The following is a 26,953-nucleotide window of genomic DNA, read 5'->3' as shown; positions in this document are numbered from 1 at the left end:
GGGGTCCGAGAGTGCTGCCGTGGGTGATGCCAAAAGGATCGGAGTGCGGAGGTCATGGCCATCAAGCCCGAGGAGCGAGCAAGCACGGAGCAGCCGGTCCTGACGGAGCGGGACGGGGCGGTGCTGACGGTGACGTTGAACCGGCCGCATCGCAAGAACGCGATCGATCGAGGGATGTGGTCGCTGCTGCACGAGGCGGTGTGCACGGCCCGGGACAGTGCCGAGGTGCGGGTGGTGGTGCTCACCGGTGCCGGTGGGGACTTCTGCGCCGGAGCCGACCTCGGCGGTGACGACGACACCCAGCACCCGTTGGACCGGATGGGCGGGATCAATGACGTGGCCATGGCCCTGCACGAGCTGGGCAAGCCGGTCATCGCGCAGGTGTCCGGGGTGGCGGTCGGCGCCGGGTGGAACCTGGCGCTGGGTTGTGACCTGGTGGTGGCCTCGCCGGAGGCGCGGTTTTCCCAGATCTTCGCGCGGCGGGGACTGTCGCTGGACTTCGGCGGTTCGTGGTTGCTGCCGCGCATCGTGGGGTTGCAGCAGGCCAAGCGTCTGGCGTTGCTGGGTGATTTCGTCGAGGCCGAGGAAGCTCGTGGGCTCGGTTTGGTGACCTGGGTGAAAAACCTCGAGGACATCGACGGTTTCGTCGCCGAGCTGGCACAGCGACTCAGCCACGGCCCACCGGTGGCACTGGCCCAGACCAAGGCGTTGCTCAACGAGAGCGTGGATCAGACGTTTCAGCAGGCACTGGCCGGTGAGGCACGGGCGCAGACGGTCAACTTCGCCACCGAGGACACGACCGCAGCATTTGAGGCCTTCCGAACCAAAACCGAACCGGAATTCACCGGACGTTGGGCGGTGCGATGAGTACCTACGAGCACATTTCCTCCGAGACCGCCGACGGAATCGCCACGATCACTCTCGATCGTCCGGAACAGCTCAACGCCTTCACCACGACGATGCGCCGGGAGCTGATCGAGGCCTTCGACGCGGTCGACGCCGACGACGAGGTCCGCGCGGTGATCGTCACCGGCGCCGGACGTGGTTTCTGCGCGGGCGCCGATCTCAGCGACGGGGCCGAGACCTTCAACGCCGATACCGGCGATGGGCAGCATCGGGCCGTGCGGTGGGAGACGGGCGAGATCGACGGGGTGCCGCGTGATGGCGGGGGCACGGTCGCGTTGCGGATCGCGGCCGCGCGCAAGCCGGTGATCGCCGCGATCAACGGCCCGGCCGTGGGGGTCGGTGCGACGATGACGCTGCCGATGGACATCCGGTTGGCCGGTGCCTCGGCCCGGTTCGGGTTCGTGTTCGCCCGGCGCGGCCTCGTGCCGGAAGCGGCCTCGGCCTGGTTCCTGCCGCGGGTGGTCGGGATCTCGCAAGCCATGGAATGGGCTGCCACCGGCCGGGTGTTCGACGCCGCCGAAGCCCGCGAAGGCGGGTTGGTCTCGCGGGTGCTCGACGACGACGAGTTGCTGCCTGCCGCCCGGGGCGTGGCTGCCGAGATCGTCGAGAACACCTCCGGGGTCTCGGTGGCGGTGTCCCGGCAGTTGCTGTGGAGCATGCTCGGTGCGTCCACGCCGTGGGAGGCCCATCGGCTGGATTCGAAGGCCATCCACGAGCTCGGCGCGGGCGCCGATGCAGCCGAAGGAGTGTCGTCGTTTCTGGACAAGCGCCCGCCGCGGTTCCCGATGCGGGTGAGCACCGACTATCCCGAGTTCATGCCGCACTGGCCGCAGCGGCCGGATGGGATGTGACCGCGCACAGCAGTGGGTCGATCAGCGCTCCGGCCACGGACGAAGGTCGCTGATCGACCCGGTGTCAGAAAGCCGAGTAGCCGCCGTCGACGGTGATGGTGTCGGCGGTGTGGAAAGCGGTGGCCGGACTGGCCAGATACACCGCCAGAGCTCCGAAGTCGTCGGGTTTGCCCCATCGGCCCACCGGCATTCGCGGAAGCACCCGGCGCTGGAACGGCTCCGACTCCAGTGCCGGATCGGCCATCGGGGTGCTCACCCAGCCGGGCAGGATCGCGTTGGCGCGGATGTGGTGTCGGGCGAGTTCGATCGCGATCGACTTGATCATCGAGATCAGCGCGCCCTTGCTCGAGGCGTAGCCCTGCCCGCGCGGCTGTCCCTGCACGGCGGCGAGGCTGGCCGTGCCCGCCAGGCTGCCGCCTTCACCCTGGTCGACCAGCTGCCGCGCGGCGGCGCGCAGCGTGAGAAACGCGCCGTCGATGTTGACCCGGGTAACCCTGCGGAACTCGTCGAGGTCGGTGTCCAGGAACCGGGTTCCCGCGCCTCCCACACCGGCGTTGGCAAAGCACGAGTCCAGTCGGCCGAAGTGCTCGACGGTGCGGCCCATCGCCTGCTCGACCTGGCCTTCGTCAGCGACATCGCAGGCCAGCGCCAACACGCCCGTGCCGTGTGAGCGCAGCTTCTCGGCGGCGGTGGCGTTGCGGTCCTCGTTGGTGCCCCAGATGCAGACGTTCGCTCCGGCGGCGGCCAGCGCCTCGGCCATGGCCAGGCCGATGCCGGAGTTGCCGCCGGTGACCACGGCGACGTGGCCGTGCAGATCGAACGGGTTGCCGCCGGCCTGCGTGTGCTCGGCGCTGGTCATCGCCGCTCCTGTGCGGGTCGGTACGGAGACGGGTCGGTGAACGACGGCGCGCGCCGGGCGAAATTGGCCTCGACGGCCTCTGTCTGGTTGGAGCTGCCGATCAGTGCGCGGATGGAGTCCTGCTCGGCGGCGAAGCCGGTCTCCAGGCTCACGTGGCCGGCCGAGTCGAGCAGGTGTTTGGCATGGCGAATGGCGTCGGGGCTCTTGGCGGCGATCTCGGCGGCCAGTGTGCGGGCGGCAGCGAGCGGATCCGCTTCGACCCGCGTGGCCAGTCCGAGAGCGACTGCTTCCTGCCCGGTGACCACTCGTCCGGTGAAGGTGAGTTCCTTGGCGACATCGCGCCCGACGAGTTCCGGAAGCAGCTGAGTTCCCGTCATGTCGGGGATCAGGCCCCACCGAACCTCCATCACCGACAGGTGGGCATCGGGAGCCACCAGTCGGATGTCGGCACCCAGCGCCACCTGCAACCCGCCGCCGAGCGCCACACCGTGCACCGCCGCGATCACCGGTATCGGCAGGTGCGCCCAGACATGGGCGGCCTGCTGCCCCGGAGCGCGTGCCGGCCCGATCGGTTCTGCCGGTGCCGCCTGTTGCCGGTCCGGCTCGTGGTCACCGGTGACCATGTCCCGGAACGAGTCGACATCCAATCCCGCGCAGAAGCCGCGGCCGGCGCCGTGCAGGACCACGGCCCGTACGCGGGGATCGTCCCGGATCCGGAGGCCGGTGGTCACCAGGGCGGAGAACATCGCCGGATCGAGGGCGTTGAGCTTGTCCGCTCGCGCCAATCGCACTTCTGCCACCCCGTCCTCGACGGTGCAGGCCACTCGATGGTCGACATCGTTGGTGGATTCCTCGACGAGATCGGTCACGGTGCCTCCTCGCGATGGCGATGTGCGAACGGATGATGCCGGTGACGCAGCGTTCCGGCGACGATCGTCGACGTTAGGTCGCCCGCCATGGGCAGTCAAGACTGACTGCCATGTCGATTCGGGCCACTGCAGTCCACAGTGGCCGGCTCGCGGCGAGCATCGCGCCCATACCGAGTTCGACGAGCGGGTGACGCGTTTGACGTGGGCGCTGCAGCAGAGCGGAGTCGGACGGGCGACCGTGTGGCGCTGTCATGGGCCGGACGCTTGGTCCGACGACCCGCGAACGCATGCTCCGCGCTCCTTCTTGTATTCGCCGTCACAGCGCCCTTACCGTAGCTGAACAATCGTTGAGGAGGGTGTATGGATTTCGAACTGCCCGCCGAACTCGTACAGCGTCTTGCCGACCTGGATGCGTTCATCGACGCCGAGATCCGTCCCCTTCAGCAGCAGGACGACAACGAGCGCTTCTTCGACCATCGGCGCGAGTTCGCCCGCACCGACTTCGAGGCCGGGGGCACACCGCGTCCCGAGTGGGAGGCGTTGCTCGGGGAAATGTTCCGCCGTGCCGACAAGGCGGGCTGGCTGCGCTACGGCTTGCCCGCCGAAGCCGGCGGCAGCGGTGGGTCCAATCTGGACATGGCCGTCATCCGAGAGCATCTGGCGGCCAAAGGGCTCGGTCTGCACAACGACCTGCAGAACGAGTCCTCGGTGGTGGGCAATTTCCCGTTCGTGCACATGTTCCTGGCGTTCGGCACCGCGGAGCAGAAGGACGAGTTCGTGGAGGGCATGCTCACCCGGGAGAAGCGGGTCGCCTTCGGGCTGACCGAGCCGGACCACGGCAGCGATGCCACCTGGCTGGAGACCACCGCCGTCGCCGACGGTGACGACTGGATCCTCAACGGCGGCAAGCGGTTCAACTCCGGGCTGCACTCGGCCACCCACGATGTCGTTTTCGCGCGGACCTCCGGCAAGGACGGCGATGCCACGGGCATCACCGCTTTCCTCGTGCCCACCGACAGCGCGGGATTCTCGGTCGACTTCCACTGGTGGACGTTCAACATGCCCACCGACCACGCCGAGGTCACCCTGCGCGACGTGCGGGTTCCCGGCTCCGCGGTGTTCGGCGAGGTCGGCGAGGGACTCGCACTGGCGCAGCACTTCGTGCACGAGAACCGCATCCGCCAGGCCGCTTCCGGTGTCGGTGCCGCCCAGTACTGCATCGACCGCAGCGTCGAGTACACCCGGCAGCGCAGTACGTTCGGGCAGCCGCTGGCCGACCGCCAGGCGATCCAGTGGCCGTTGGTGGAGCTGCAGACGGAGGCCGAGCTGCTGCGCACCCTCGTGCGCAAAACGGCCTGGGAACTCGACCGTACCGAACACGTGGAGATCAGCGACAAGGTCTCGATGTGCAATTACCGTGCCAACCGGCTGGTGTGCGACGCGGCCGACCGGGCGATGCAGGTGCACGGCGGACTCGGCTATACCCGGCACACCCCGTTCGAGCACATTTATCGGCACCATCGCCGCTACCGGATCACGGAAGGATCCGAAGAGGTGCAGATGCGCAAGGTCGCCGGTTACTTGTTCGGATTCGCCGGTCCCCGTCGTGCCGGTCGCAACGCCTGACCGCGCTGCTGCGTGTTCTGCCTGTTCCTGTCGCGCACCGTTGGCCACCCGACCGACAATCCTCGATCAACGACGAGTCACCGGAGATGCTCATGCACGACTTTCGGGAGATCGGACAGCAACTCGGCAACTGGGGGCGTTGGGACACGCAAGACCAGCGCGACGAGCGAGGTACGACGAACTCCCGCACTCCCGAAGTGGGATCGTGCGCGCAGGAATCGGCCGGTGGATACGTTCGGGGCGCAGCACCGGCGACTTCCGGCGAGGACGCGATCACAGCCGCGACGATCGAGGCCATGGTCGAGCACGGGTACCACGGGATTTCACATCGGGTGAGTGATCCCTGCGGTCGAGCCTCGGACATGTGCGGATCCGGGAGGTGAGGCCGGATGGACGAGGATGTGCCGCGCGAACTCGCCGGAGGGCTTCGGGACCGGCTCGGTACCGTGCTGGGCGGGCCGGTCGAGATTTCGGACCTGCACCAGCTCAGTGGCGGGGCGAGCCGCGAAACCTGGGCGTTCGGAGCGCAGCACCGGCAGGACGCACCGCGTCGGCTGGTGTTGCGGCGAGACCCGCCCGGATGCGGACGGCCCGAGTCGATGGCGCTGGAGGCGGCCGTGATCGCGGCGGCACAGGAATCGGAAGTTCCGGTGCCCGCGTTGGTCGACCACAGCACCGATGAGTCCATCCTGGGATCTCCGTACCTGATCACCGCCCAGGTGGACGGCGAGACCATTCCCCGGCGACTGCTGCGGGAACCGGAATTCGAGCCGGCCCGGGCCACGCTCGCGCGCGAGCTGGGAGGTGTGCTGGCCCGGATTCACAGCATCCCGCCGTCGTCGGTGCCCGGGCTGCTCGACCACGACCCCCTCGAAGAACTCGTGGCCACCTATGACGCGCTCGAGGAACCACTGCCCTCGGTCGAGCTCGCGTTGCACTGGCTGCGGGCGAATCGGCCGGAGCGTGCGGGCACCACGGTGGTGCACGGCGATTTCCGCAACGGCAATCTCATCGTCGATCCCACCGGGCTTCGGGCGGTGCTGGATTGGGAGCTCGTCCACCTCGGTGACCCGCTGCAGGATCTGGGCTGGCTGTGTGTGAAGGCTTGGCGGTTCGGCTCCCCGCATCCTGTCGGCGGTTTCGGTTCCCGGGAGGATCTCTTCGCCGGCTATGCCGAGGTCGCCGGTGCAAAACCGGACCCCGAGGCGGTGCACTGGTGGGAGGTGTTCGGCACCGCGAAATGGGCGGTGGGGTGCCGCGCTCAGGCGCAGCGCCATCTCAGCGGGGAGACGAGGTCGGTGGAGCTGGCCGCGATCGGGCGCCGGGTGTGCGAGCAGGAACACGACCTGCTGCTGGCGCTCGGGGTCCCGCCGCCGGAGGCCGACGGTGCAGCCGTGCCGGAGCACCCGACTTCGGATCTGCACGGTCATCCCTCGGCGGCCGAACTGGTCGCGGCGGTGGGCGAATTCCTGCGTACCGAGGTGCTGCCTGCCCACGAGGGACGGTTCCACTTCCACACGCGGGTGGCGGCCAACGTGCTCGCCACCGTCGAGCGGGAACTGACGCTCGGCGAACAGCAGCAGAACACGCATCAACAGCGACTGGCCGAACTCGGCTTCACCGACCAGGCCGGACTCGCCGCGGCGATCCGCGCCGAAACGGTCGATCCCGACGATCCTGCGGTGATCGCCGCCGTGCGCGCGGCGGTGACCGACAGACTCACCGTGGCCAATCCCCGCTATCTCTCCGATCCGGCCTGATCCCCTCGAGCGTTCGTGCCTCGATGACTCCAAGATGATCCATACCGCCTTGTGGTTCGAGGGGAAAACGTATTCCTACCGGCAGCTCGAAGCCGCCTTCGAAGCGGTCCGGGAACTCGGTTTTCTGTGACGCACCGCGTCGACGGAGTGGATTCGGTGACTCGCGGAGCTGTTCGTGGTCCGGCAGGTCTGCGTTTCGGCCGGCTGGCGGTGCGTGAGTCGATCAGGGCAGGGGAGTGTGGGCCGGGTTCACTCGCTCGTTCTCGTCGGCGGGACCGGGCGGTGTGCCGGTGCCGAACGGGTGCCCGCCGAGAGACTCGCGCCCGTGGGGTGTGATCCATCCGGACAGGTCGGGCCCGGCCGGAACGATCCCGGTGGGATTGATGTCGCGGTGGACGATGTAGTAGTGCTGCTTGATCTGCTCGAAGTCCACCGTGTCCCCGAATCCGGGGGTCTGGAACAGGTCGCGCGCATATGCCCACAAGGTGGGCATCTCGGTGAGTTTGTTGCGGTTGCACTTGAAGTGCCCGTGGTAGACGGCGTCGAAGCGCACGAGGGTGGGAAACAATCGCACGTCGGCTTCGGTGATCGAGTCACCGACGAGGTAGCGCTGGTTGCGCAGCCGGTCCTCCAGCCAGTCGAGCGCGGTCCACAGGCGCTCGTAGGCCTCGTCGTAGGCACGTTGGTCTCCCGCGAATCCGCACCGGTACACGCCGTTGTTCACCTCGGTGAACACGCGCTGGTTGACCGCGTCGATCTCGTCCCGGTGCTCGTCGGGCAGCAGGTCGGGGGCGCCCTCGCGGTGATGGTCGCGCCACTGCGTCGACAGGTCGATCGTGATCTGTGCGAAGTCGTTGGTCACCACCGCGCCCGTGGTGGTGTCCACGATCGCCGGAACCGTGATCCCCCTCGAGTAGTCCGGGTCGCGCCGGAAGTAGGCCTCTTGCAAGCGTGCGATCCCCAGCACCGGGTCGCGTCCGCCGGGATCGAGGTCGAACGTCCACGAGCGGGCGTCATGCGTCGGGCCTGCGAGGCCGAGCGAGATCGCGTCTTCCAGTCCGAGCAACCGCCGAACGAGGATCGCCCTGTTCGCCCACGGGCAGGCACGCGCGCCGATCAGCCGGTACCGGCCGGGCTCAACGGGAAAGCCGTCGCGGCCGTCAGCCGTGATGCGGGTCGAGATGTAGTGGGTGTCGCGGGTGTACTCCGTGCCCGTGCCCGAGGAGACCCCGGCCTGGCTGTGCTCGGGCCTTTCGGTGCTGTGCGCGGCCTTCGAACTCTCGCTCACGCCTGCGACCCTACGTCGATCCGCCGAAACCTGCTGCTTCGCGAACTCACCGTTGGATCGGGGTGTCCGAGGTCGTTGTGGTGGGAGGGGAGCTGATCGCGGAAGTCGCTGCTCGTCGGCAGGGACGGGGCGATCGGCAGCGCCCGGCGGCTACGCCGCCCGCGGTCGGCTCCGGGCCGCAGGAGTTCACGGTCTCGCGGGCAGCATCCTGCGGCCGGTGAGGATGATCCCGCTGGCCAGCAGCAGGGTGAGCCCGGCTGTCATCCAGGCCGTGGGATAGCCGGTGTGGCCCAGCATGGCCCCGAAGGCCAGCGGCCCCAGACAAGCCCCCGTGCCGGCACCTGCCTGGGTGATCCCGGTGGTGCTGCCGGGCCGGTTGGGGGAGGTGCGGACGATGGCGTAGTTGAACAGTCCGGCCCAACCCCAGCCGATGCCGTAGCCGATGACCGCGGCGAACAGGAAGGACCACTCCCGCCCGGTGGCCAGCAGGGCCACGCTCACGGCTCCCACGGCGCTCATCGCGGCCACCACGCCGAGGTTGGTGCCGCTGCGCTTGTCGGCGAGCATCCCCATGCCGATGCGGGCGCTGATGCTGGACAGGGAGCCGAGCACGGCCAGCAATCCCGCCGTCACGGTGAGGAATCCTGCATGGACGGCACCGAGGACGAAGAAGGCCCCGAGCGCGTTCGCTCCGGCAGAAGCCAACCCCCACCCGGAGGCGAGCACGATCAGCGCGGCACGGGGCAGCGGGTTGGCGGTGTGCTCCGGGGTGGCCGCGGCCGTGGTCGCCGGTGGGGTGCTGCCGTGCCCGCCGGAGGAGGGGGCTCGCAGGGTCAGGGCCACGCCGAGGGCACAGGCCACTCCCACGTAGTAGATGCTGCGCCAGCCCGATACGTAGGCCGCGGCCGGTACGGCCAGCCCGCCGAGCAGGATGGCCATCGGGATGGCGGCCTGCTTCACCCCGAACGCCAGCCCTTGGCGTTGTGGGGAGACCAGTCGGCTGACATAGCGGTTGGTGGAGGGCTGGATCGCCCCGTTGGTCGCTCCTGCGCAGCCCAACGCCACGGCGAGCCCCTGCCACCCCTGCACCACGGTGGCCACGGCCAGCAGTGCCGCGGCGGCGACCATCAGCGCCACGCGGATGACGCGCAGGCTGCCGAAGCGGTCGGCCAGGCGCCCGCCCAGCGGAGCGATGACCGCGCTGACCCCGAAGAACACCGCCGTGGCGATCCCGAGGCCGGCAGGGGTGACGATGCCGTCGTCGCGCAGCAGCGGCGCCAGCGCCGAGGTGAGAAACACGCCCAGCAACCCGCAGGTCGTCGCGGCGATCGCACCTACAGCGGCGCCGAATGATCCGCCACCGGATCCGAAACGTCCCGTTCTTTCCGTTCGAACCCGGTCAGCACTCATAGCCGTCGAGTATGGTGCACCTCTTCGGCTGCGGGTGGGTTCACCGGTCAACGTCACACTGCACGGCACGCTCCGGAAGGCACCCGTTTCATCCGCCTTCCCGCCGGGAAGCACCCGGTGGGTGGTGGGTGGCTCGGTGCTGGGCGAGCACGTCGAGACCGAAGTCGCCGGTGGGGTCTCGCCACACCGAATGGGCGTGGTTGACACCGCGTTGGGTGTGGTCCCATTCCGCGAGCAGCCGGGGACCCTGCAGGCGGTAGTAGTGTGGCTCGCCACGCTCGGCGCCGCCGGCCCACGCGAAGTGCACCTCGTCGAGCTGGTCACCGTCGAAGCGGGATCGCTCGCGTTCGACCAGACCCGGCGGCATCCGGCCGATGTAGACCTCGAGCAGGTCGCGCAGGTGCTTGCGCTGGTTCGGTGTCAGATCGCGTGCGGCGACGCCCTTGGGTGCCTCGGTCAGTTCCACCGCGCGGTGGTCGGATTCGGTGACTCCGAGATGGGCCTCGAGATCGTGGTGCATCGACCACAGCCGGTCCTCGAGGGGCTGGTCGTCGAAGTGACCCCGCCACAGGTCGGGCAGCGGGATCAGGCGGTCGCCGCCCGACAGGCGTATCCGGTTGCCGCTGACGATGTCGGCCGGCGCGGTCGTGCTCAGCGTCGCCCGGGCCCGTTGCTGGGAGTCCAGCGAGTGCAGCAGCTCGCGGGCGATGTCCTCGACCCCGCCCAGGGGACGCAGCTCCCGGCCGCCCAGCAGGGGAGAGACCGCGGGATCGGCACCGAGGAAGCACGGCGTGCCTGCTGCGACCTCGCGATCGACCACGAGGTGGTTCACCGACACGTGGTGGCCTCCGTAGCGCCATGCCCACGGCTGACCGTTTTCCGGGTCGCCGAAGATCCGCAGGTAGTACATTCCCGGATCGCGGCCCCGGTCGCGGGCGAAGCCGGCGGAGAAGTTCTCGGTCCGGTCGAGAACGTTTTCCAGACCCATGATCGTGGTTGCCGTGACGTAGCCGGCCTCTGACAAGCCGGTGGCCAGCAGCCGCATGGCGGCGCGCTGCTGGTGCGGAGTCATCCGGTGCAGAGTGAGCCCGCCGTGATCGGTGGGAGTGTAGTACCAGCGCACGCGCTCGTGGTCGGCCGCGGGTGAGCCCGGCCAGTGCCACACTCCGTCGGCTCGCTGGACGTCGTCGAGAGTGGCGATCCACTCGATCGCCGCCTGTGCCATCGCGGCGGCGACATCGCGCGGGCTGCGCTGCTCGGTGCTCATCCGATGCGCTGGAGCCGCCGGTTGTGCAGCTCGCCGCCGTGGAGCTCCGCCGCTTTGCCCGGCTCGGCCCGCAGCGCGGCGATTCCGGTCAGCAGGCTGCGGTCCTCGGCGGTGGGCGTGGTCACAAGGCGGTCCTCTCGGCGCGGTGGGTGAGCCGATCGTAGGTGGTGCGTGCGGACCGACGCTCGGGGAAATGGCCCGTCCGAGGGTCCCTCGTTACCGTGCTCGTGCTCCCCGCCGGCAAGCACTGGTCACCTCGTCCGACATGGCCGATGCTCGTGTCGCAGGCATGATCCGAGATGGTGCCACCGGGCCCAGAGGAGCCAGCGGGCCGTTGAACGGCGCTTCTGTGTGGCAAGCGGCTGTGGTGAGGTGATCGCGGTGGTCGCGTCAAGGGGGCGGTGGACCACCGTGGACAAGTGCCGTTCGAGTTTCGACGGGTTTCGGTAGGGCTTTCCCCCGGTGATCGTCTCACTGTTCGGCGAGGGTCCGGTGCAGGAAGTCGACCAGCCAGCGCTGGGCGGGACCGCGGAAACGTTCGGGCAGCGCGTACAGGGCGATCTCCAGCGGTTCCAGGCTGATCGGCAGCTGCAGCAGGCGCACCGGGTGGCTGGCGGCGTAGGCGTGACCGGCGTATGCGGGCACGATGGCCACCATCTCGGAGCGTTGCACCAGGTAGGGCAGCACGGAGAACTTGGCGACCTGCAGCGCTACGTGGTCGAGCAGTTCCAGAGTTTCCAGGGCGAGTTTGGGGCCGACGTGGCCGGAGGGACCGTCGACGAGGATGTGTCGCTCGGTGCGCAGTTGCGCGGCGCTGACCGACTCGCCACGCAGGCGCGGATGGTTGCTCGCGACCATGGCGAAGTAACCCTCGGAGAACAGGGGGATCCGTCGGATCTGCGGTGAGGACAGGATCGGCGTCGCGATGAACGCGTCCACCTCGCCTCGGCTCAGCTGACGAGGGGAGTCGCTCGTGTCCAGCGAGCGCACCATCAGCGAGACCCCGGGTGCCTGCTGTTGCAGCGGACCGAGCAGCCGGGGCAGCAGGGACGCCTCGCCCAGGTCGGACAGGCCGATCGTGAAGCGTGCCTGCGAGGTGCCGGGGTCGAAGGCGCGGGTGGGGGCGATCGCGTGCTGGATTCCGGCCAGCGACTGCTGCAGCGGCTCGTACAGCCGGTCGGCCACCGCGGTGGGCACGAGCCCGTGCCTGCTGCGGCGAAACAGCTCGTCGTCGAAGTGCCGACGCAGCTTGCCGAGGCTGTAGCTCACGGTCGGTTGACTCACGTGCACGGCCTCGGCGGTCGCGGTGACGCTGCGGGTCTCGTAGAGCAGCACGAAGATCCGGATCAGGTTGAGGTCGAAATCAGTCATATCGAGCAGATCAATATTCCGGGAGAGAACTATCTATTGGATTAGTAGTACTCCTGGTCCCTACGGTGGGGCAAGCCACAGACGCCAGGAGGCTGCAATGCTGGTTCGCGACGTCGCGCACGAGGTCATGCGTCGGCACGGGATCACGACGATCTTCGGCAACCCCGGTTCCAACGAGCTGCCCTTCCTCACCGGTATGCCCGAGTCCTTCCGCTACGTCCTCGGGCTGCACGAGGGCGCCGTCGTGGGGATGGCCGACGGATACGCCCAGGTCACCGGCCAACCCGTGATGGTCAACCTGCACGCCGCCTCGGGCTCGGGCAACGCCATGGGGGCGTTGACCAACGCGGTCTACTCGCGGACCCCGCTGGTCGTCACCGCAGGACAGCAGGTGCGCCCCGCGATCGGGCCGGAGTCGATGCTGGCCAACGTGGAGGCCACCCAACTCGCCAAGCCCCTGGTCGGCTGGGCGGGCGAACCCAGTTGCGCCGGCGATGTGCCGCGCTCCCTGACGCAGGCGATCGTCGAGGCGAAGCTGCGGCGGCGACCGACCTATTTGTCCGTCCCCTACGACGACTGGGACGTCGAGGCGGACCCCAACGCGCAGGCGGTGCTCGCCCGCTCCGTCGAACGAGCGGCACACCCCGGGCCGTCGCAGATCGCGCGGCTCGTCGGCGAGGTGCGGTCGGCGAAGCGGCCGGCGTTGGTCCTCGGAGGGGACATCGACACCGACGGGCTCTTCGACGAGGCCACCGCACTCGCCGAGCGGCTGGGCGCCCCGACCTGGGCGGCGCCGTCACTGTTCCGGCTGCCCTTCCCGAACCGGCATCCGCTGTTTCGGGGTGTGTTGCCCGCAGGCATCGCCCCGCTCGCCGACGCGCTGGCCGGCCACGACCTGGTGCTGGTGCTGGGGGCACCGGTGTTCCGGTACCACGAGTACCTGCCCGGCGAGTACCTGCGGGAGGGCACGCGACTGCTCCAGATCACCGACGACGCCGAGGCCGCGGCACGCGCCCCGTTCGGTGAGGCCCTGGTGACCGAACCGGGCGCGGTGATCGGTGAGCTGCTCAAGGCGCTTGCGGACAGCCCCACCGAGACCTCCACGTACACCGTGCCGGCCGCACCGGCCGAGGGCACGGGCACCGCGCTGCACCCCGAACAGGTCTTCGCGGCACTGCGCGACACGCAGCCGGCCGAGACCGGCTACGTCGTCGAGTCGACGTCGACCAACGGGTCGTGGTGGCGCCAGATGGATCTGCGGCGAGGGGGCTCCTACTTCTTCCCGGCCTCCGGGGGTTTGGGTTTCGGCATCCCCGCTGCCGTGGGGGTGGCACTGGGTCGGCCGGATCGGCCCGTGGTGGGCGTGATCGGAGACGGCTCGGCCAACTACGGCATCTCCGGCCTGTGGACCGCTGCACAGCTGGGCCTGCCGGTGACCTACGTGCTGTTGCGCAACGGCAGCTATGGCGCGCTGGAGTGGTTCGCCGACCTGCTCGATGCCCCCGATGCTCCGGGGACGACGATCCCCGGCCTGGATTTCACCCGTATCGCCGAGGGATACGGTGTCTCCGCGACCCACGTCCGTGATCTGGAGCAGTTGCGGGCTGTGCTGGCCGAGCCGCCCACCGGACCACGCCTGGTCCAGGTCGACACCGTGACCACCACCCCCGCCTGATCGGGCGAGCCTGCTGTCCCTGCTGATCTCCTTCATCGATTCCCCGGGAGACTCCATGACATCCAAGTCACGCCTTTCCTGGCCGGCAGCCCTGTGCTGGTTGACGGTCATGCTGGAGGGCTTCGATCTGGTCGCGCTCGGCGCGGTCGGCCTGGCACTCCAGGATCCGGTGGGCCTGCAGTTCAGTGCGGCGGAGTTCACGATGGTCGCCACGATCTCGCTCGTCGGTGTGATGATCGGTGCGGCCTTCGTGACCCCGCTGGCCGACCTGGTCGGGCGCCGCAAGGTGCTGATCGCGTCCGTGGCGAGCTTCTCGCTGTTCACCCTGCTGATTCCGCTGTCGCCGAACGTCGAGGTCTTCGCGGCGCTGCGGCTGCTGGCCGGAATCGGTCTCGGTGCCTGCATGCCGACCGCGCTGGCCGCGATGTCCGAGTACCTGCCGGCCGAGCGTCGCGCGCGGGCGAACACCACCACCATGACCGGCTACCACTGCGGGGCCGTGGCAGCGTCCTTGATGGCCCTGGCGGCGCGCGACGCCTGGCAGGTGCTGTTCGTCGCCGGCGGCGCGGCCGGGCTGATTCTCGCGGGGGTCATGTGGCAGAAGCTGCCGGAGACCGCATCGGTGCATGCGCCGGCCGAGAAGGCCGAGAAGGTCACCGTGCTGGATCTGCTGCGACCGCGGTTCCTGCGGACCACCCTGGCGGTCTGGGTGGGCACGTTCATGGGTCTGCTGCTGGTCTACGGGCTCAACACCTGGCTGCCGAGCCTGATGGAGACGGCCGGCTACAACGTGTCGACCTCGATCACGCTGCTGTTCGTGCTCAACGCCGGTGGCATCCTCGGGATGTTCCTGGCCGGTCACGTGGGTGACACGCGGGGGATTTCGCGCACCATCCTGATCTGGTTCGGTGCCGGTGCGGTTCTGCTGGCGGCACTGAGCATCCGCATCCAGACGAGCCTGCTGCTCAACGCGGTCATCTTCCTGGCCGGTGTCTTCGTCTTCTCCGCGCAGGTGCTCGTCTACGCCTACATCGCCCAGTCCTACCCGGAACGGATCCGCGGCTCGGCGCTGGGCATCACCTCCGCTGTCGGGCGGTTCGGTGCCATCGCCGGACCGCTCGTCACCGGGATGCTGGTCAGCACCGGTGTGGCCTACCCGTGGGGCTTCTACTTCTTCGCGGGCGCCGCGTTGCTCGGGCTGCTGGCCATGGCCGCGGCACCGTGGGTCTCGCGGCAGGTGGGTACCGAGAATGCCGCGGAGAGTGCCTCTCGGACTCCGGCGTCCGGCCGGGTGTGACGAGCACCGGGCTCCCAGATCGGCCCACCCGGGAGCCCGGTTCACGAAGCCGATGTTCCGGTTCCGCACGGGTAGGCGACACGGGTCTCGGTAAGTTCGGTAAGGCCGATTTCGGTGCTCCTCGGGGGTTCGGCCCCTGCCCGTGAGCAGGTCACCGCCGCAGCCCGCGCGGCGAAATCCAGCGCCGCTTTCCACTGGTGTTCGGAGAGGCCGTCGACGGCAGCGGCGCTCAGGGCGCCGTTGCGTTCCAGCCAGTGGAGCAGGGCGGCTTGTACCGTGTCGCCGGCGCCGATGGTGTCCACGACCGTCGAGTGTTCACCTGGGACGTCGACCTGCATGCCACGGCGGGTGATGACCGACATGCCGTCCTCGCCGGAGGTGAGCACCACTGCCGCCGGTCCCGTCGTCGCCCACCGGCGCGCTGCGGGCAGCGGGTCGTCCTGGTGGTCACCGTCGAGCCAGCAGGCGTCCTCGGTGGAGAGTTTGAGCAGGTCCACGTGCGGCAGCCACCGTTCGAACCGCTGCCGGTAGGCCACGGGGTCCGCGATCAGCGCGCTGCGCACGTTCGGATCCAGGGCGACGAACACGCCTCGCTCGCTTTCGCGGTGCAGCACCCTTTCGTAGGTGCCCGCGCCGGGTTCGAGCACCAGGGACAGCGTTCCCAGTGACAGGGCGCGGGTCTGCGGTGGTAGCGGCCCGGGGTCGGTGACCAGTCGGTCCGCGGTGCCTTCGACGTGGAAGGTGTAGCACGCCGAGCCGCCGGGTCCCGGTGCGACCACGGCGAGCGTGGTCGGTTCCGGACCGCGCTGCACCAGCGAGGAATCGACACCGGCGGAGACCATGCGCTCCAGCAGAGCCTCCCCGAAGGGGTCCTGTGAGACCCGGGAGAGGAAGGAGACCTCCGAGTCGAGACGCGCCAGCGCGATGGCGACGTTGTAGGGACCGCCTCCCAGCCGGGGAGTCAGCGCAGCGAGGGCCGGATGGGTCCCGGACTCCTGCGGCACGAGGTCGACCAGCGCCTCGCCTCCGACGACGATCATCTCGGACTCCTTTCCACGAGGACCGGCGCCCCCGCGTGGGTCGTTTTGCTCAGCGGTGGCAGCCGCACGAGTCGCGGTGCACGAACCGGGATTGCAGACGCCGCTCGACGGGCATGCGGTGTGGTTCGTCGAGGCGGTTGAGCAGCAGGCGCACGGCTTCGGCGCCGATCTCTCCGCTGGGTTGGGCGATCACCGTCAGCCGCGGGGCGAACAGGCCCGCCCAGGGGAAGTCGTCGAAGGCGACCAGGGCCACGTCGTCGGGCACGGCGAATCCGAGATCGCGCAGACCCTGCATGGTTCCGATGGTCATGGCGTTGTTGGCGGCGATGACCGCGCTGGGTGGCTGCGGCAGCGTGAGCAGTTCCTTCGCGGCGTGCCGAGCGCCCTCGGATTCCGAGGCCCCCTCGCGATACAGGTCCGGATCGGCGTGCAGGCCGTTGCGTCGCAGCCCTTCCCGATATCCGGCGAGCCGCTCGCCGGTGGTGCTCAGCCCTTCGATCCCGGCGATGAACCCGATGCGGCGATGCCCGAGCTCGGCCAGGTGATCGACGAGCGAGGAGGTGGAGTCGGTGTTCTCGGCGCTGACCTGGTCGTAGCCTTCCCCGAGCACGCGGTCGGCCAGCACGGTCGGCACGTCGTGCTCGGCGAGGTAGCGCATCGTGCGCGCCGGCTCTGCCGAGGGGGCGAGGATGATGCCGTCGACCCGGCGCTGGTGCAGGTTCGACACAACCGTGAACTCGTGCTCGGGATGGTCTCGGGGATCGGCGAACAGCAGGGTGTAGCCGTGCTGGATCGCCTCGGCCACGATGCCCTGCAGGATCTCGCCGAAGTAGGAGTTGGTGATCGCCGGGACGGCCACGCCGAGCGAGTAGGTGCGCGTGGCGGCCAGCGAGCGGGCCAGGGTGTTGTGGATGTATCCGCACCGCTCGATCGCTTCGCGCACCGCATTGCTCGTCTCGGGGAGCACCGTGCGGGTGCCGTTGAGCACGTGGGAGACCGTGGCCGCTGACACGCCGGCCTCCCGAGCGACATCGGCCATGGTGACCACGCACTGACCCCTTTGCTGATTCCGAGTGCTCCGTATCACGCAACCTAGCACGTGGTGAAGCGCTTGCGTAAGCGCTTAACCGAGCCGTATGGTTCCCGCCAACCCGACGGGTGAGCGGGGACACAGTGAGGCGCGGCACTGCCGCCGGCGGACCGGCCCGCCGCGGCCGGGGTCGACTGCGACGACGTCATCGCCGCCTTCGAGCAGGAAGGAACCGAGAGGTACGCGGCCCCGGGAAACGAGCTCGTCGAGACCGTCCGCACCGATCCGCAGGCAAACCGTATGAGGACGCAGGGGATGACACAGCTGAACGCGCAGGCACTGTCCGAACTCGACGGGAAGGTCTCCGTGCCGGCCTACGACCGCGCGCAGGTGCGCGGCGGGATCGTGCACCTGGGGGTCGGCGGTTTCCACCGTGCGCACCAGGCGATGTATCTCGACGCGTTGATGAACCGGGGCCAGGCCCTCGACTGGGGCATCACGGGGGTGGGCCTGCTGCCGTCCGACCGCCGTATGCAGGAAGTGATGAGCGCTCAGGACTGCCTGTACACGCTGGTGCTCAAGCACGCCGACGGATCCATGGAGCCCCGCGTCGTCGGCTCCGTCGTCGACTACCTCTTCGCCCCGGACGACCCGCAGGCCGTACTGCGGCGGCTGGTCGATCCGGCGACGAGGATCGTGTCGTTGACGATCACCGAAGGCGGCTACCACCTCAACCAGGCCACGGGCGCCTTCGACGCCGCGGACCCGGCCATCCAGCGCGACCTGCAGACCGGGGCGGTGCCCGAGACCGCTTTCGGCTACCTCACCGAGGCGCTCGCGCGCAGGCGCGCCGACGGCGTCGAGCCCTTCACGGTGCTCTCCTGCGACAACATCCAGGGCAACGGCGAGGTGGCGCAGCGCATGCTCGACGCGTTCGCCCGGCTGCGGGACCCGGAGCTGGCGAGCTGGATCGAGCAGCAGGTGAGCTTTCCCAACTCGATGGTCGACCGGATCACGCCGACGACCACGGACGCCGACCGAGCGTTGCTCGCCGAGCGGTTCGGGGTCGACGACGGCTGGCCGGTGGTCTGCGAGCCGTTCGCCCAGTGGGTGGTGCAGGAGAGCTTCCCCGGGGGCCGGCCGCCACTGCAGGAGGTGGGCGTGCAACTCGTCGAGGAGGTCGAACCCTACGAGCTGATGAAGCTGCGCCTGCTCAACGCAAGCCACCAGGCGCTGTGCTACCTGGGACGTCTCAGCGGTTACCACTACGCGCACGAGGTGTGCGCCGACCCGTTGTTCGTGAAGTTCCTGCTGGGCTACATGGACGCGGAGGCAACGCCCACGCTGGCACCGGTCCCGGGAATGGACCTGCAGCGCTACAAGCACCAGCTGATCGAACGGTTCGCCAACCCGGAGATCGCCGATCCGCTGTCCCGGCTGTGCGCGGAGAGCTCGGACCGCATTCCCAAGTGGCTGGTGCCGGTGATCGACGACCAGCTCGCAGCCGGGGGGCCGGTCCGCCGCTCGGCCCTCGTCGTGGCGAGCTGGGCCCGCTACGCCGAGGGGGTCGACGAGTCGGGCGGCTCCATCGACGTGGTCGACCGGCGCCGGGAGCAGGTCATGGCCCGGGCACGGCGGCAACGGCAGGAGCCGCTGGCGTTCCTCGCCGACCGGGACCTGTTCGGCGACCTGGCCGAGAACGAGACCTTCACCTCGGCCTACCGCGAGGCACTGGAATCGCTGCACGCACGCGGTGCCCGCGCCACGCTCGAGAGGTGGGAGGCGGAGCAGCAGTGAACTCCCCGACGCTTTCGGACCCGCCGGAAACGGCACCGACTCGACGCAAGCTCATCCTTTTCGCACGAAAGCACCGAGCACTATGAGGAAATCCCTCCGGATTTATGCAAGTCTGGTCGCCGTGGCCTGCCTGGCGCTGTCGGGATGTGCCGGTGCCGGCGCACTGGGTTCCTCCGCGGCCAAAACCGTGACCATCGCGATGGTCTCGAACCCGCAGATGCAGGACGCGATCAAACTCGCCTCCCACTTCGAGGAGCGGCACCCCGGCATCGACCTGAAGTTCGTCTCGCTGTCGGAGAACGAGGCGCGGGCCAAGATCACCGTGTCGACGGCGATGCAAAGCGGTCAGTTCGACGTGGTGATGGTCAGCAACTACGAGACGAGGATGTGGGCCGAGAACGGCTGGCTGCGCGACCTGTCGGGCTACGCTGCGAACACGCCCGGCTACGACGTGGGCGATTTCGTCCCGAGCATCCGCGAGTCGCTGTCGTACCGGGGCGACATGTATTCGATGCCGTTCTACGGCGAGTCGTCGTTCCTGATGTACCGCAAGGACCTGTTCCGCAAAGCCGGCATCACGATGCCCGAACACCCCACGTGGCAGCAGATCACCTCGTACGCGAAGAAGCTGCACGAACCGGGCAACCACGTCGGGATCTGCCTGCGCGGCAAGCCCGGCTGGGGTGAGGTGCTCGCGCCGCTGGACACCGTGATCAACACTTTCGGCGGTCGCTGGTACGACGAGAACTGGAACGCCCGGCTCGACAGCCCCGCGGTCAAGCGGGCGGTCGGGTTCTACGTGAACCTGGTCCGCAAGTACGGCGAACCGAGCGCGGCCACGACCGGCTTCGCCGAGTGCGGAACCCAGTTCTCCCAGGGCAACGCGGCGATGTGGTACGACGCGACGTCGGCCGTGTCGATCGTGGAGAACCCGAAGTCCAGCCGCGTGGCCGACGAGGTCGGCTACGTCGCGGCTCCGACGGTCAAGACCGAACATTCCAACTGGCTCTACACCTGGTCGCTGGGCATTCCCACGGCCAGTGACAACCCGGACGCCGCCTGGGAATTCATCTCCTGGGTGACCAGCAAGGACTACATCAAACTGGTCGGCAGGAAGCTGGGCTGGTCGCGGGTGCCACCGGGCAGCCGGATGTCGACCTACGAGATTCCGCAGTACCGCAAGGTCAGCGAGGACTACGCGGCCCTGACGCTGCAGGCGCTGCGTCGAGCCGATCCCGAGAACCCGACGGTGAAGCCGGTGCCCTACAGCGGGGCACAGTTCCTGCAGATTCCCGAGTTTCAGGACCTCGGCACGCGCGTGAGCCAGCAGATCAGTGCCGCGATCGCGGGCAAGAAGAGCGTGGCAGCGGCACTGGAGCAGGCCCAGCAGTACGCCGAGGCCGTCGGCAAGACCTATCAGGAGCAGCCATGACCAAGCACTCGACGCTCTCGCGCGCCGAGGGGTGGCGGCGTCGGGCACCGCTGTTGCCTGCGCTGCTGTTCACCATCCTGGTGACCCAGGTGCCGTTTCTGCTCACGGTGTACTACTCGACGCACTCCTGGAACCTCGTCCGACCGGGATCGTGGGAGTTCGTCGGACTGCAGAACTACCTCTACGTGTTCCGCGACAGCCAGTTCCGCGAGGTCGCGATGAACACGGTGATCCTGATCGTGGGCACGGTGCTGATCTCGGCGCTGCTCGGGCTGGGGCTGGCGCTGCTGCTCAACCGCAGTTTCCGCGGCAGGGGTGTGGTGCGCACGCTGCTCATCACCCCGTTTCTGATCACGCCCGTGGCCGGTGCCCTGCTGTGGAAGACCGCGATGTTCGATCCGGTCTTCGGAATCGTCAACTTCGTGCTGCAGCCGTTCGGCGTCGGAAACTTCGCGTGGGTGAGCCAGTTCCCGCTGGCGACGGTGATGGTGGACCTGATCTGGCGGTGGACGCCGTTCATGATGCTGCTGATCCTGGCCGGACTGCAGAGCATGCCGGAGGACGTCCTGGAGGCGGGTCGTGTCGACGGGGCAGGGCCGATCGCGCTGTTCCGCGAGCTGACACTGCCGCACCTGCGCCGTTTCATCGAGCTGGGCGTGGTGCTCGGGGCGATTTACCTGGTCAACACCTTCGGCGCGATCTACATGATGACCTCGGGCGGTCCCGGAGTGGAAAGCGCCAACCTGCCGTTCTACATCTACCAGCGCGCCTTTCTGGGCTTCGAGGTCGGGCAGGCGGCGGCCATGGGCGTGGTCACGGTCGCGGCCACCATCGTCATCGCCATGCTCGCACTGCGGCTGATCTTCAAGAGTTTCATGGGTGCACAGGAGGCAGCCTGATGACCGATCCCGCCCTTTCCGGCGACACCACTTCAGCGACAGTGCGGGATACTCCGGTGGCCGGCAGCGCCGCGCAATCCCGCAGTTCCGCCGACGAGACGAGGCCACGGCAGCGCGCCCGGCGCAAGCACCGCGGCGCGGCGGTGATCTGGGCGGTGCTGGCGTGGCTTGCCGCGCTGGTGTTCTTCTTCCCCGTGCTGTGGATGGTGCTGACCGCTTTCAAGTACGAACGCGCCGCCTACACCGACCCGCCCACGCTGTGGTTCTCCCCCACGCTGGAGCAGTTTCAGGCGGTTCTGGCCAGCGGGGTCGGGACTACCCTGCTGAATTCGGCGTTCGCCACGCTCGTGTCGACCACCTGTGTGCTGGTGCTGGGCATCCCGGCGGCGTTCGCGCTGTCGCTGCGACCGGTGAAGAAGACCAAGGACGTGCTGTTCTTCTTCCTGAGCACCAAAATGCTGCCGATCGTGGCCGTGATCGTCCCGCTGTACGTCATCGTCAACCGGATCGGTCTGCTCGACAACATCTGGACGCTGATCATCCTCTACACCGGCATGAACCTGCCGATCGCGATCTGGATGATGCGCTCGTTCTTCCTGGAGGTGCCCGCCGAGCTGCTGGAGGCGGCCAGTATGGACGGAGCGAGCCTGTGGACGGCGGTGCGGCGAGTGATCCTCCCGCTGGTCTCGCCCGGTATCGCCGCGACCGCGCTGATCTGCGTGATCTTTTCCTGGAACGAATTCTTCTTCGCGGTCAACCTCACCGCGGTGCGCGCGCAGACCGCCCCCGTGTCGCTGGTCGGGTTCATCACCGGCGAAGGCCTGTTCTGGGCACGGCTGTCGGCTGCCTCGACGCTGGCGGCGCTGCCGGTCGTCATCGCCGGCTGGGTCGCGCAGAACAAGCTCGTCCGAGGGCTGTCCTTCGGAGCCATCAAGTAAGCCGTCACACCGCCCATCCCGGGAGCCACCATGGCCACGATCGCCTACCAAACCGCATCCTGCCTGTACGAGGGCGCCGCGAACCCCGCCGTCGACAGGCTCACGCTCGAAGTCGACGACGGGGAGTTCATCGTCCTCGTCGGCCCCTCCGGGTCCGGCAAAAGCACGGCGCTGCGCATGCTCGCCGGTCTCGAGGACATCGACGAGGGCAACATCACCATCAACGGCAAGGACATGGTCGGCGTGCCCTCCAAGGACCGCGACATCGCGATGGTGTTCCAGAACTACGCGCTGTACCCGAGCATGACCGTGGCCGAGAACATGGGGTTCGCGCTCAAGATGCGCGGTGTGCCCGCCGGTGAACGACGCCGGCAGGTCGAGCAGGCCGCGGAGCTGCTCGACCTCAGCGACTTCCTGGACCGCAAACCCGCCAAGCTCTCCGGAGGTCAACGACAGCGCGTGGCCATGGGGCGGGCCATCGTGCGTGAGCCGCAGGTTTTCTGCATGGACGAACCGCTGTCCAACCTGGACGCGAAGCTGCGCGTGCAGACCCGCACCCAGATCGCCGCGCTGCAACGGCGGTTGGGCACCACCACGGTCTACGTCACCCACGACCAGGTCGAGGCGATGACCATGGGAGACCGCGTCGCGGTGCTCAAGGACGGAAAGCTGCAGCAGTTCGCCGCCCCCACCGAGCTCTACGACGCCCCGGTCAACGCGTTCGTGGCGGGCTTCATCGGCTCGCCCGCGATGAACCTGGTCCCTGCGCTCGTCACGTCCGAGGGTGTGCAGCTCGGGGAGAGCACGCTGCCGCTCGAGCGGGACCGGCTGGCCGCACTGCACCGGCAGGAGCTGAGCTCGGTCACCGTCGGTCTGCGCCCGGAGCAGCTCGAGGTGGTGCCCGCGGGCCAGGGCATCGACGTGCGGATCGACCTGGTCGAGGAGCTGGGCAGCGAGTCCTATGTGCACGCCCACCTCGTCGACGACCGGGGCGGTGCGTCCACGCGGCTCGTGGCTCGCTCACACCGGCGAGCCCCGGGGCGCTTGGGCGAGACGATCGGGCTGCGGCACGGTGCCGGCAGCGTGCACGTGTTCCATCCCGACACCGGGGCCCGCATCGACGGCGAGGAGATGTCCGCGCGCGTCGGGACAGGTGTCTGAAGGCGAGGAGGACTTCCATGTCACGCGAGGAAGAAACCACGATTTCGGAGACCATGCGCGCTTCGGTGCTGCGCGGTATCGAGGACATCGTGGTGGAGCGGCGACCGGTGCCGCAGCCGGGCCCGTACGAGGTGCTGATCGAGGTGCGTGCGGTCGGCACCTGCGGATCGGACACCCACTACCTCGAACACGGCCGGATCGGCGAGCACGTCGTGGAGGCACCGCTGGTCCTGGGGCACGAGGCCAGCGGTGTCGTCGTGGCCCGTGGTGCGCGGGTCACCCGGCTCGAACCGGGGCAGCGGGTCTCCTTGGAGCCGGGAGTGCCGTGCTTCACCTGCAGCCAGTGCCGCGCCGGGCGCTACAACCTCTGCCCCGGGATGCGGTTTTTCGCCACACCCCCGGTCGACGGGGCGTTTTGCGAGTACGTCACGCTGCACGAGGAGTTCGCCCACCCCGTGCCCGAGACGCTCTCCGACGAGGCCGCCGCACTGTGCGAGCCGCTGTCGGTGGGGGTGTGGGCCTGTCGGAAAGCTCGAGTGGGACCGGCTTCCCGGGTGCTGGTGACCGGAGCCGGGCCGATCGGGCTGGTCGCCGCTCAGACCGCCCGCGCGTTCGGGGCCCGCGAGGTCCTCGTCAGCGACGTCAAGCCGCACCGGCTGGAGCTGGCCGCGGAACTGGCCGCGACCGCGACGCTGGACGTCGGCCGCACCCCGTTGGGACAGTCGGGTTTCGAGCCGGACGTGCTTCTGGAGTGCTCCGGTTTTCCGCCCGCGATCAACGAAGCCGTTCGCACGGTGTCCCGTGCCGGTCGAGTGGTGTTGGTCGGCATGGGCGGCGACGAGATCCCGTTGCCGCTGAGTCATGTGCAAAGCCGCGAAATCGAGCTCACCGGAACGTTCCGCTACGCCAACACCTGGCCCACGGCCATCGACCTGGCAGCCTCCGGCACGGTGGATCTCGATCGTCTCGTCACCCACCGCTTCGGCCTGGAGGAGGTGGAACGCGCACTCACCGTCTCCGCCCGCGAGGACACGGCGGTGAAGGCCATCGTGCTTCCGCACGAGTAGCCCGGGCAGGGCAGGAGTTGTGTGAGCGTCGACAGGCGTGGCCAGCGCCCCAGAGGACAGGGGGAGCGCTGCACAGAGCGGTGCGCCTGCTGGCCGGGATGTACGGCACCGAGCACGAACGGGTCGGCGTGCGCAGCTACGACGAAGCCGACCGCGGCATCACGGAGGCCCTGTAACGGGGTGGAGCGCGAACGCGCCACCCCTCTCAGCGCATACACCCGGCGCATCGGGGAAACCCTTCGAGCATGGCCACATGCTCCCGCGAGCATGGGACCGATCTTACCGACACCGACCGGCCTCGACGGGGTGCACGATGGTGAGTTCGGGTATGCGGTGGCACTGGGCGTACCGGTGGCCTCCCGGAATCGTGCTGACCACGCTGCGCTACTTCCTGTGCCCGCCGCCGATCCACCGCGTCGACGAGCACGAAGCCGTGCTCGCCCCCGAGCTGCCCGACGCCTGTGGACGGGGCATTCAAACGATCGAGCAAGGAACGGGTCGATCCTTTCACCGGCGCTATGGTGTGTTCATCACCGCGAGCCGACTGGAACCCGAACAGATCATGGGGCGGTTGATGGCCGATCCGAACGCGGCCGTCCCCCCTGAAATAGCGCTGTTCGAAACCGAGGACGGCCACGACACCATGCGGGTCGGCGACGAGCTCGTCGTCCGGATGCCCGGCCCGTGGGAAGGCCCCGTCCGCGTCATCCACACCAGCTCCACCTCCTTTCGTTTGGCCACACTGGCCGGCCACTTCGAAGCCGGCCAGATCGAGTTCCGCACCGTCGGTGACGGCGAGCAGCTGCGTTTCGAGATCGAGTCGTGGGCCCGCTGCAGCGACGAGGTGGTCAACCTGCTTTACGACCGGCTCACCCTGCTCAGGGAGATGCAGACGTACCTGTGGGCACGCTACTGCGAACAAGTGTGCGCGCTCTGCGGCGGCGACCCGCCCCGGAGCGTGGACGTCTACACGGGCTGTGAGTCACAGCCATGACCTGACCGAGCCCACGCCGGGCCGTGCCGAGACATGTCGACCAGGCACACGAGGATCGCCTACTGGCTTGACGACCAAGGCACTGCACGAGCAGGCGAAAGGGGGGCGGCGAGGCCGAGACCGAGCTGAGGGCGACGGTGCGGCGATGCCCGCGTTCCGGTTGCGCATGGGGTCGCCGGTTTCTCCGCCCGCCGTCACGGGCAGGGGGTGGTCTGTCCTGCTGTCGGTATGGTCCTGTCATGTCCCGATCACCCGAGAGTGGTTCACCCTGGTCTCCTGTCACCGCGGACGACCTCGGCCTTGCCCTGCAACTCGCTGTGGAAGTCCTACGCGGAGCGGACTCGGCGGCCTGGGACGGCAGGGCCGGTCCGCTGGAATGGGACTGCTGGGAGACTGTCGAGCACCTCAGTGACGACCTGTTCGCCTACGCCGTCCAACTCGGCCCCACAACACCGCCGGTGGATGGTGAGGTGCCCATCGTGTGGGAGAGTTGCCGACCCGGCGGCCCGGAGACCACCGTTCACGCGGACCGTGCGGCAGGGCCCGCCGGCCTGTTGCAGGTGCTGGAGGCGAGCGGTGCGCTGCTGATCGCCATGGTGCGCACGACGTCTCCGCAGACCCGTGCTTACCACGTCTTCGGTGTCTCCGACCCCGAAGGCTTTGCCGCGATGGGCATCGTGGAAACGCTGGTGCACACGTATGACCTGGCGCAAGGGCTCGGGCTCGTCTGGAATCCACCTGCCGAGCTGTGCTCGCGAGTGCTCGTCCGGCTGTTTCCGCACGCGCCGAGCTCCACGGATCCGTGGAGCACTTTGCTGTGGGCCACGGGACGTGCCGAACTGCCCGGACACCCTCGCCTCGGCACATGGCGCTGGGACGGCACACCCCGGGCGTAGTCCCGGGGACCTGCAGTGGCGAGGAGAGGTTCGCCGAACCCGGTGGCTCGCTCGGCCGATCGGCGCGGTCGCGCAACGGCTGGGCATCGCCGTGTCGACGCTGCGCAGCTGGGGCCGCCGTTACGGCCTCGGCCACACCGGGCACTCCCCGGGGCGACATCGCCGCTATGCCGCGCAGGACCTGCAACGCCTGCATCGGGTAATTTCTCCGACCCACGACGGAGTGCCACCGGCCGCCGCGGCACGCGTGGCGCTCGACACGGACAGCACCCCGCCTCCGACTCGGGATGGTGGTGGATCCGGCTCGGTGGCCGCTGGCCGCACGGCAACGCGCACCCGTCCCCCGAGGAGGACGAGATCGTCTTCGGCTCTCCTCACGAGTCGGAAATACGAAGATCGGAAATGTCACGGTGTCGGCCTGCCCGTCGATATTTTCGCCGAACATTCGCTCGGGCGCCGGTCGCGACGATTCGCGACGATTCACGACGATTCGCGACGAATCGATCGAATTGTGTGGTGA

The 26,953-nt window shown here is 68.7% G+C and carries 24 protein-coding genes; 15 read left to right on the top strand and 9 right to left on the bottom strand.

Going from position 1 to position 26,953, the window contains the following annotated elements:
* Nucleotides 1-54 precede the first annotated feature (54 nt).
* Complete coding sequence (locus DFQ14_RS14500; RefSeq protein ID WP_114453822.1) at nt 55-867, top strand: enoyl-CoA hydratase/isomerase family protein; 813 nt, start codon at nt 55-57, stop codon at nt 865-867.
* Nucleotides 864-1,757, top strand: coding sequence for a crotonase/enoyl-CoA hydratase family protein (locus DFQ14_RS14495; RefSeq protein WP_114453899.1), 894 nt, complete (start codon nt 864-866; stop codon nt 1,755-1,757). Before DFQ14_RS14500 ends, DFQ14_RS14495 begins: the two co-directional genes overlap by 4 nt.
* 64 nt (nt 1,758-1,821) lie before the next feature.
* Here the strand turns inward: DFQ14_RS14495 and DFQ14_RS14490 are convergent, their stop codons facing one another.
* Nucleotides 1,822-2,616: an SDR family NAD(P)-dependent oxidoreductase gene (locus DFQ14_RS14490; protein ID WP_114453821.1), complete on the bottom strand. Its 795-nt coding sequence runs from the start codon at nt 2,614-2,616 to the stop codon at nt 1,822-1,824.
* Nucleotides 2,613-3,485, bottom strand: a complete 873-nt coding sequence (locus DFQ14_RS14485; protein ID WP_114453820.1) for a crotonase/enoyl-CoA hydratase family protein — start codon at nt 3,483-3,485, stop codon at nt 2,613-2,615. The genes DFQ14_RS14490 and DFQ14_RS14485 overlap by 4 nt, the downstream gene beginning before the upstream one ends.
* A gap of 360 nt (nt 3,486-3,845) precedes the next feature.
* On the opposite strand from DFQ14_RS14485, the gene DFQ14_RS14480 reads away from it, so the two are divergent.
* Nucleotides 3,846-5,111 (top strand): acyl-CoA dehydrogenase family protein, encoded by a 1,266-nt coding sequence (locus DFQ14_RS14480; protein WP_114453819.1) that lies wholly within the window; start codon nt 3,846-3,848, stop codon nt 5,109-5,111.
* 389 nt (nt 5,112-5,500) lie between these two features.
* Nucleotides 5,501-6,871 (top strand): phosphotransferase family protein, encoded by a 1,371-nt coding sequence (locus DFQ14_RS14470; RefSeq protein ID WP_114453817.1) that lies wholly within the window; start codon nt 5,501-5,503, stop codon nt 6,869-6,871.
* 223 nt (nt 6,872-7,094) lie between these two features.
* Here the strand turns inward: DFQ14_RS14470 and DFQ14_RS14465 are convergent, their stop codons facing one another.
* The 5 genes from DFQ14_RS14465 to DFQ14_RS14450 form a co-directional block, all read right to left on the bottom strand.
* Nucleotides 7,095-8,159, bottom strand: coding sequence for a glutathione S-transferase family protein (locus DFQ14_RS14465; RefSeq protein ID WP_114453816.1), 1,065 nt, complete (start codon nt 8,157-8,159; stop codon nt 7,095-7,097).
* A 186-nt stretch (nt 8,160-8,345) separates the two neighbouring features.
* Complete coding sequence (locus DFQ14_RS14460; RefSeq protein ID WP_114453815.1) at nt 8,346-9,569, bottom strand: MFS transporter; 1,224 nt, start codon at nt 9,567-9,569, stop codon at nt 8,346-8,348.
* 88 nt (nt 9,570-9,657) lie between these two features.
* Complete coding sequence (locus tag DFQ14_RS14455; RefSeq protein WP_114453814.1) at nt 9,658-10,836, bottom strand: DUF3500 domain-containing protein; 1,179 nt, start codon at nt 10,834-10,836, stop codon at nt 9,658-9,660.
* Nucleotides 10,833-10,961 carry a hypothetical protein gene (locus tag DFQ14_RS22345; protein WP_257233718.1) on the bottom strand — a complete coding sequence of 43 codons (129 nt, stop codon included), beginning with the start codon at nt 10,959-10,961 and terminating at the stop codon, nt 10,833-10,835. The genes DFQ14_RS14455 and DFQ14_RS22345 overlap by 4 nt, the downstream gene beginning before the upstream one ends.
* Nucleotides 10,962-11,307: 346 nt before the next feature.
* Nucleotides 11,308-12,207, bottom strand: coding sequence for a LysR family transcriptional regulator (locus tag DFQ14_RS14450; protein ID WP_114453813.1), 900 nt, complete (start codon nt 12,205-12,207; stop codon nt 11,308-11,310).
* A gap of 97 nt (nt 12,208-12,304) precedes the next feature.
* Between DFQ14_RS14450 and mdlC the strand changes: the two genes are divergently transcribed.
* Both mdlC and DFQ14_RS14440 read left to right on the top strand, forming a co-directional pair.
* Nucleotides 12,305-13,882: a benzoylformate decarboxylase gene (gene mdlC, locus DFQ14_RS14445; protein WP_114453812.1), complete on the top strand. Its 1,578-nt coding sequence runs from the start codon at nt 12,305-12,307 to the stop codon at nt 13,880-13,882.
* Between the two features lie 55 nt (nt 13,883-13,937).
* The gene (locus tag DFQ14_RS14440) at nt 13,938-15,179 is read left to right on the top strand and encodes an MFS transporter (RefSeq protein WP_114453811.1); all 1,242 of its coding nucleotides are present in this window, start codon (nt 13,938-13,940) and stop codon (nt 15,177-15,179) included.
* A 41-nt stretch (nt 15,180-15,220) separates the two neighbouring features.
* Here DFQ14_RS14440 and DFQ14_RS14435 read toward each other — a convergent pair whose 3' ends face one another.
* Together DFQ14_RS14435 and DFQ14_RS14430 are read right to left on the bottom strand one after the other, a co-directional pair.
* Nucleotides 15,221-16,219: a carbohydrate kinase family protein gene (locus DFQ14_RS14435; protein ID WP_114453810.1), complete on the bottom strand. Its 999-nt coding sequence runs from the start codon at nt 16,217-16,219 to the stop codon at nt 15,221-15,223.
* A gap of 49 nt (nt 16,220-16,268) precedes the next feature.
* Nucleotides 16,269-17,267 (bottom strand): LacI family DNA-binding transcriptional regulator, encoded by a 999-nt coding sequence (locus DFQ14_RS14430; protein WP_114453809.1) that lies wholly within the window; start codon nt 17,265-17,267, stop codon nt 16,269-16,271.
* A 297-nt stretch (nt 17,268-17,564) separates the two neighbouring features.
* Here DFQ14_RS14430 and DFQ14_RS14425 point away from each other — a divergent pair, with 297 nt between their 5' ends.
* The 9 genes from DFQ14_RS14425 (at nt 17,565) to DFQ14_RS14385 (ending at nt 26,953) form a co-directional block, all read left to right on the top strand.
* Nucleotides 17,565-19,046, top strand: coding sequence for a mannitol dehydrogenase family protein (locus DFQ14_RS14425; protein WP_114453808.1), 1,482 nt, complete (start codon nt 17,565-17,567; stop codon nt 19,044-19,046).
* Between the two features lie 82 nt (nt 19,047-19,128).
* Nucleotides 19,129-20,478, top strand: a complete 1,350-nt coding sequence (locus DFQ14_RS14420) for an ABC transporter substrate-binding protein (RefSeq protein ID WP_114453807.1) — start codon at nt 19,129-19,131, stop codon at nt 20,476-20,478.
* The gene (locus DFQ14_RS14415; RefSeq protein ID WP_114453806.1) at nt 20,475-21,377 is read left to right on the top strand and encodes a carbohydrate ABC transporter permease; all 903 of its coding nucleotides are present in this window, start codon (nt 20,475-20,477) and stop codon (nt 21,375-21,377) included. Before DFQ14_RS14420 ends, DFQ14_RS14415 begins: the two co-directional genes overlap by 4 nt.
* Nucleotides 21,377-22,315 (top strand): carbohydrate ABC transporter permease, encoded by a 939-nt coding sequence (locus DFQ14_RS14410; RefSeq protein WP_114453805.1) that lies wholly within the window; start codon nt 21,377-21,379, stop codon nt 22,313-22,315. Before DFQ14_RS14415 ends, DFQ14_RS14410 begins: the two co-directional genes overlap by 1 nt.
* A 30-nt stretch (nt 22,316-22,345) precedes the next feature.
* Nucleotides 22,346-23,476 (top strand): ABC transporter ATP-binding protein, encoded by a 1,131-nt coding sequence (locus DFQ14_RS14405; protein ID WP_114453804.1) that lies wholly within the window; start codon nt 22,346-22,348, stop codon nt 23,474-23,476.
* Between the two features lie 17 nt (nt 23,477-23,493).
* Nucleotides 23,494-24,543, top strand: a complete 1,050-nt coding sequence (locus DFQ14_RS14400; protein WP_246195634.1) for an NAD(P)-dependent alcohol dehydrogenase — start codon at nt 23,494-23,496, stop codon at nt 24,541-24,543.
* Nucleotides 24,544-24,856: 313 nt separating this feature from the next.
* Nucleotides 24,857-25,537: a DUF1990 family protein gene (locus tag DFQ14_RS14395; protein WP_158546703.1), complete on the top strand. Its 681-nt coding sequence runs from the start codon at nt 24,857-24,859 to the stop codon at nt 25,535-25,537.
* A gap of 239 nt (nt 25,538-25,776) precedes the next feature.
* On the top strand, nt 25,777-26,433 hold the full coding sequence (locus DFQ14_RS14390) for a maleylpyruvate isomerase N-terminal domain-containing protein (protein WP_114453802.1): 657 nt from the start codon (nt 25,777-25,779) through the stop codon (nt 26,431-26,433).
* A complete protein-coding gene (locus tag DFQ14_RS14385; RefSeq protein ID WP_257233714.1) occupies nt 26,369-26,953 on the top strand; it encodes a MerR family transcriptional regulator in 585 nt (194 codons plus the stop codon). Before DFQ14_RS14390 ends, DFQ14_RS14385 begins: the two co-directional genes overlap by 65 nt.

Origin of the sequence: Halopolyspora algeriensis, from assembly GCF_003337235.1 — a bacterium.
Lineage (GTDB): Bacteria > Actinomycetota > Actinomycetes > Mycobacteriales > Pseudonocardiaceae > Haloactinomyces > Haloactinomyces algeriensis.
This window is presented reverse-complemented; position numbering and strand designations above follow the sequence as displayed.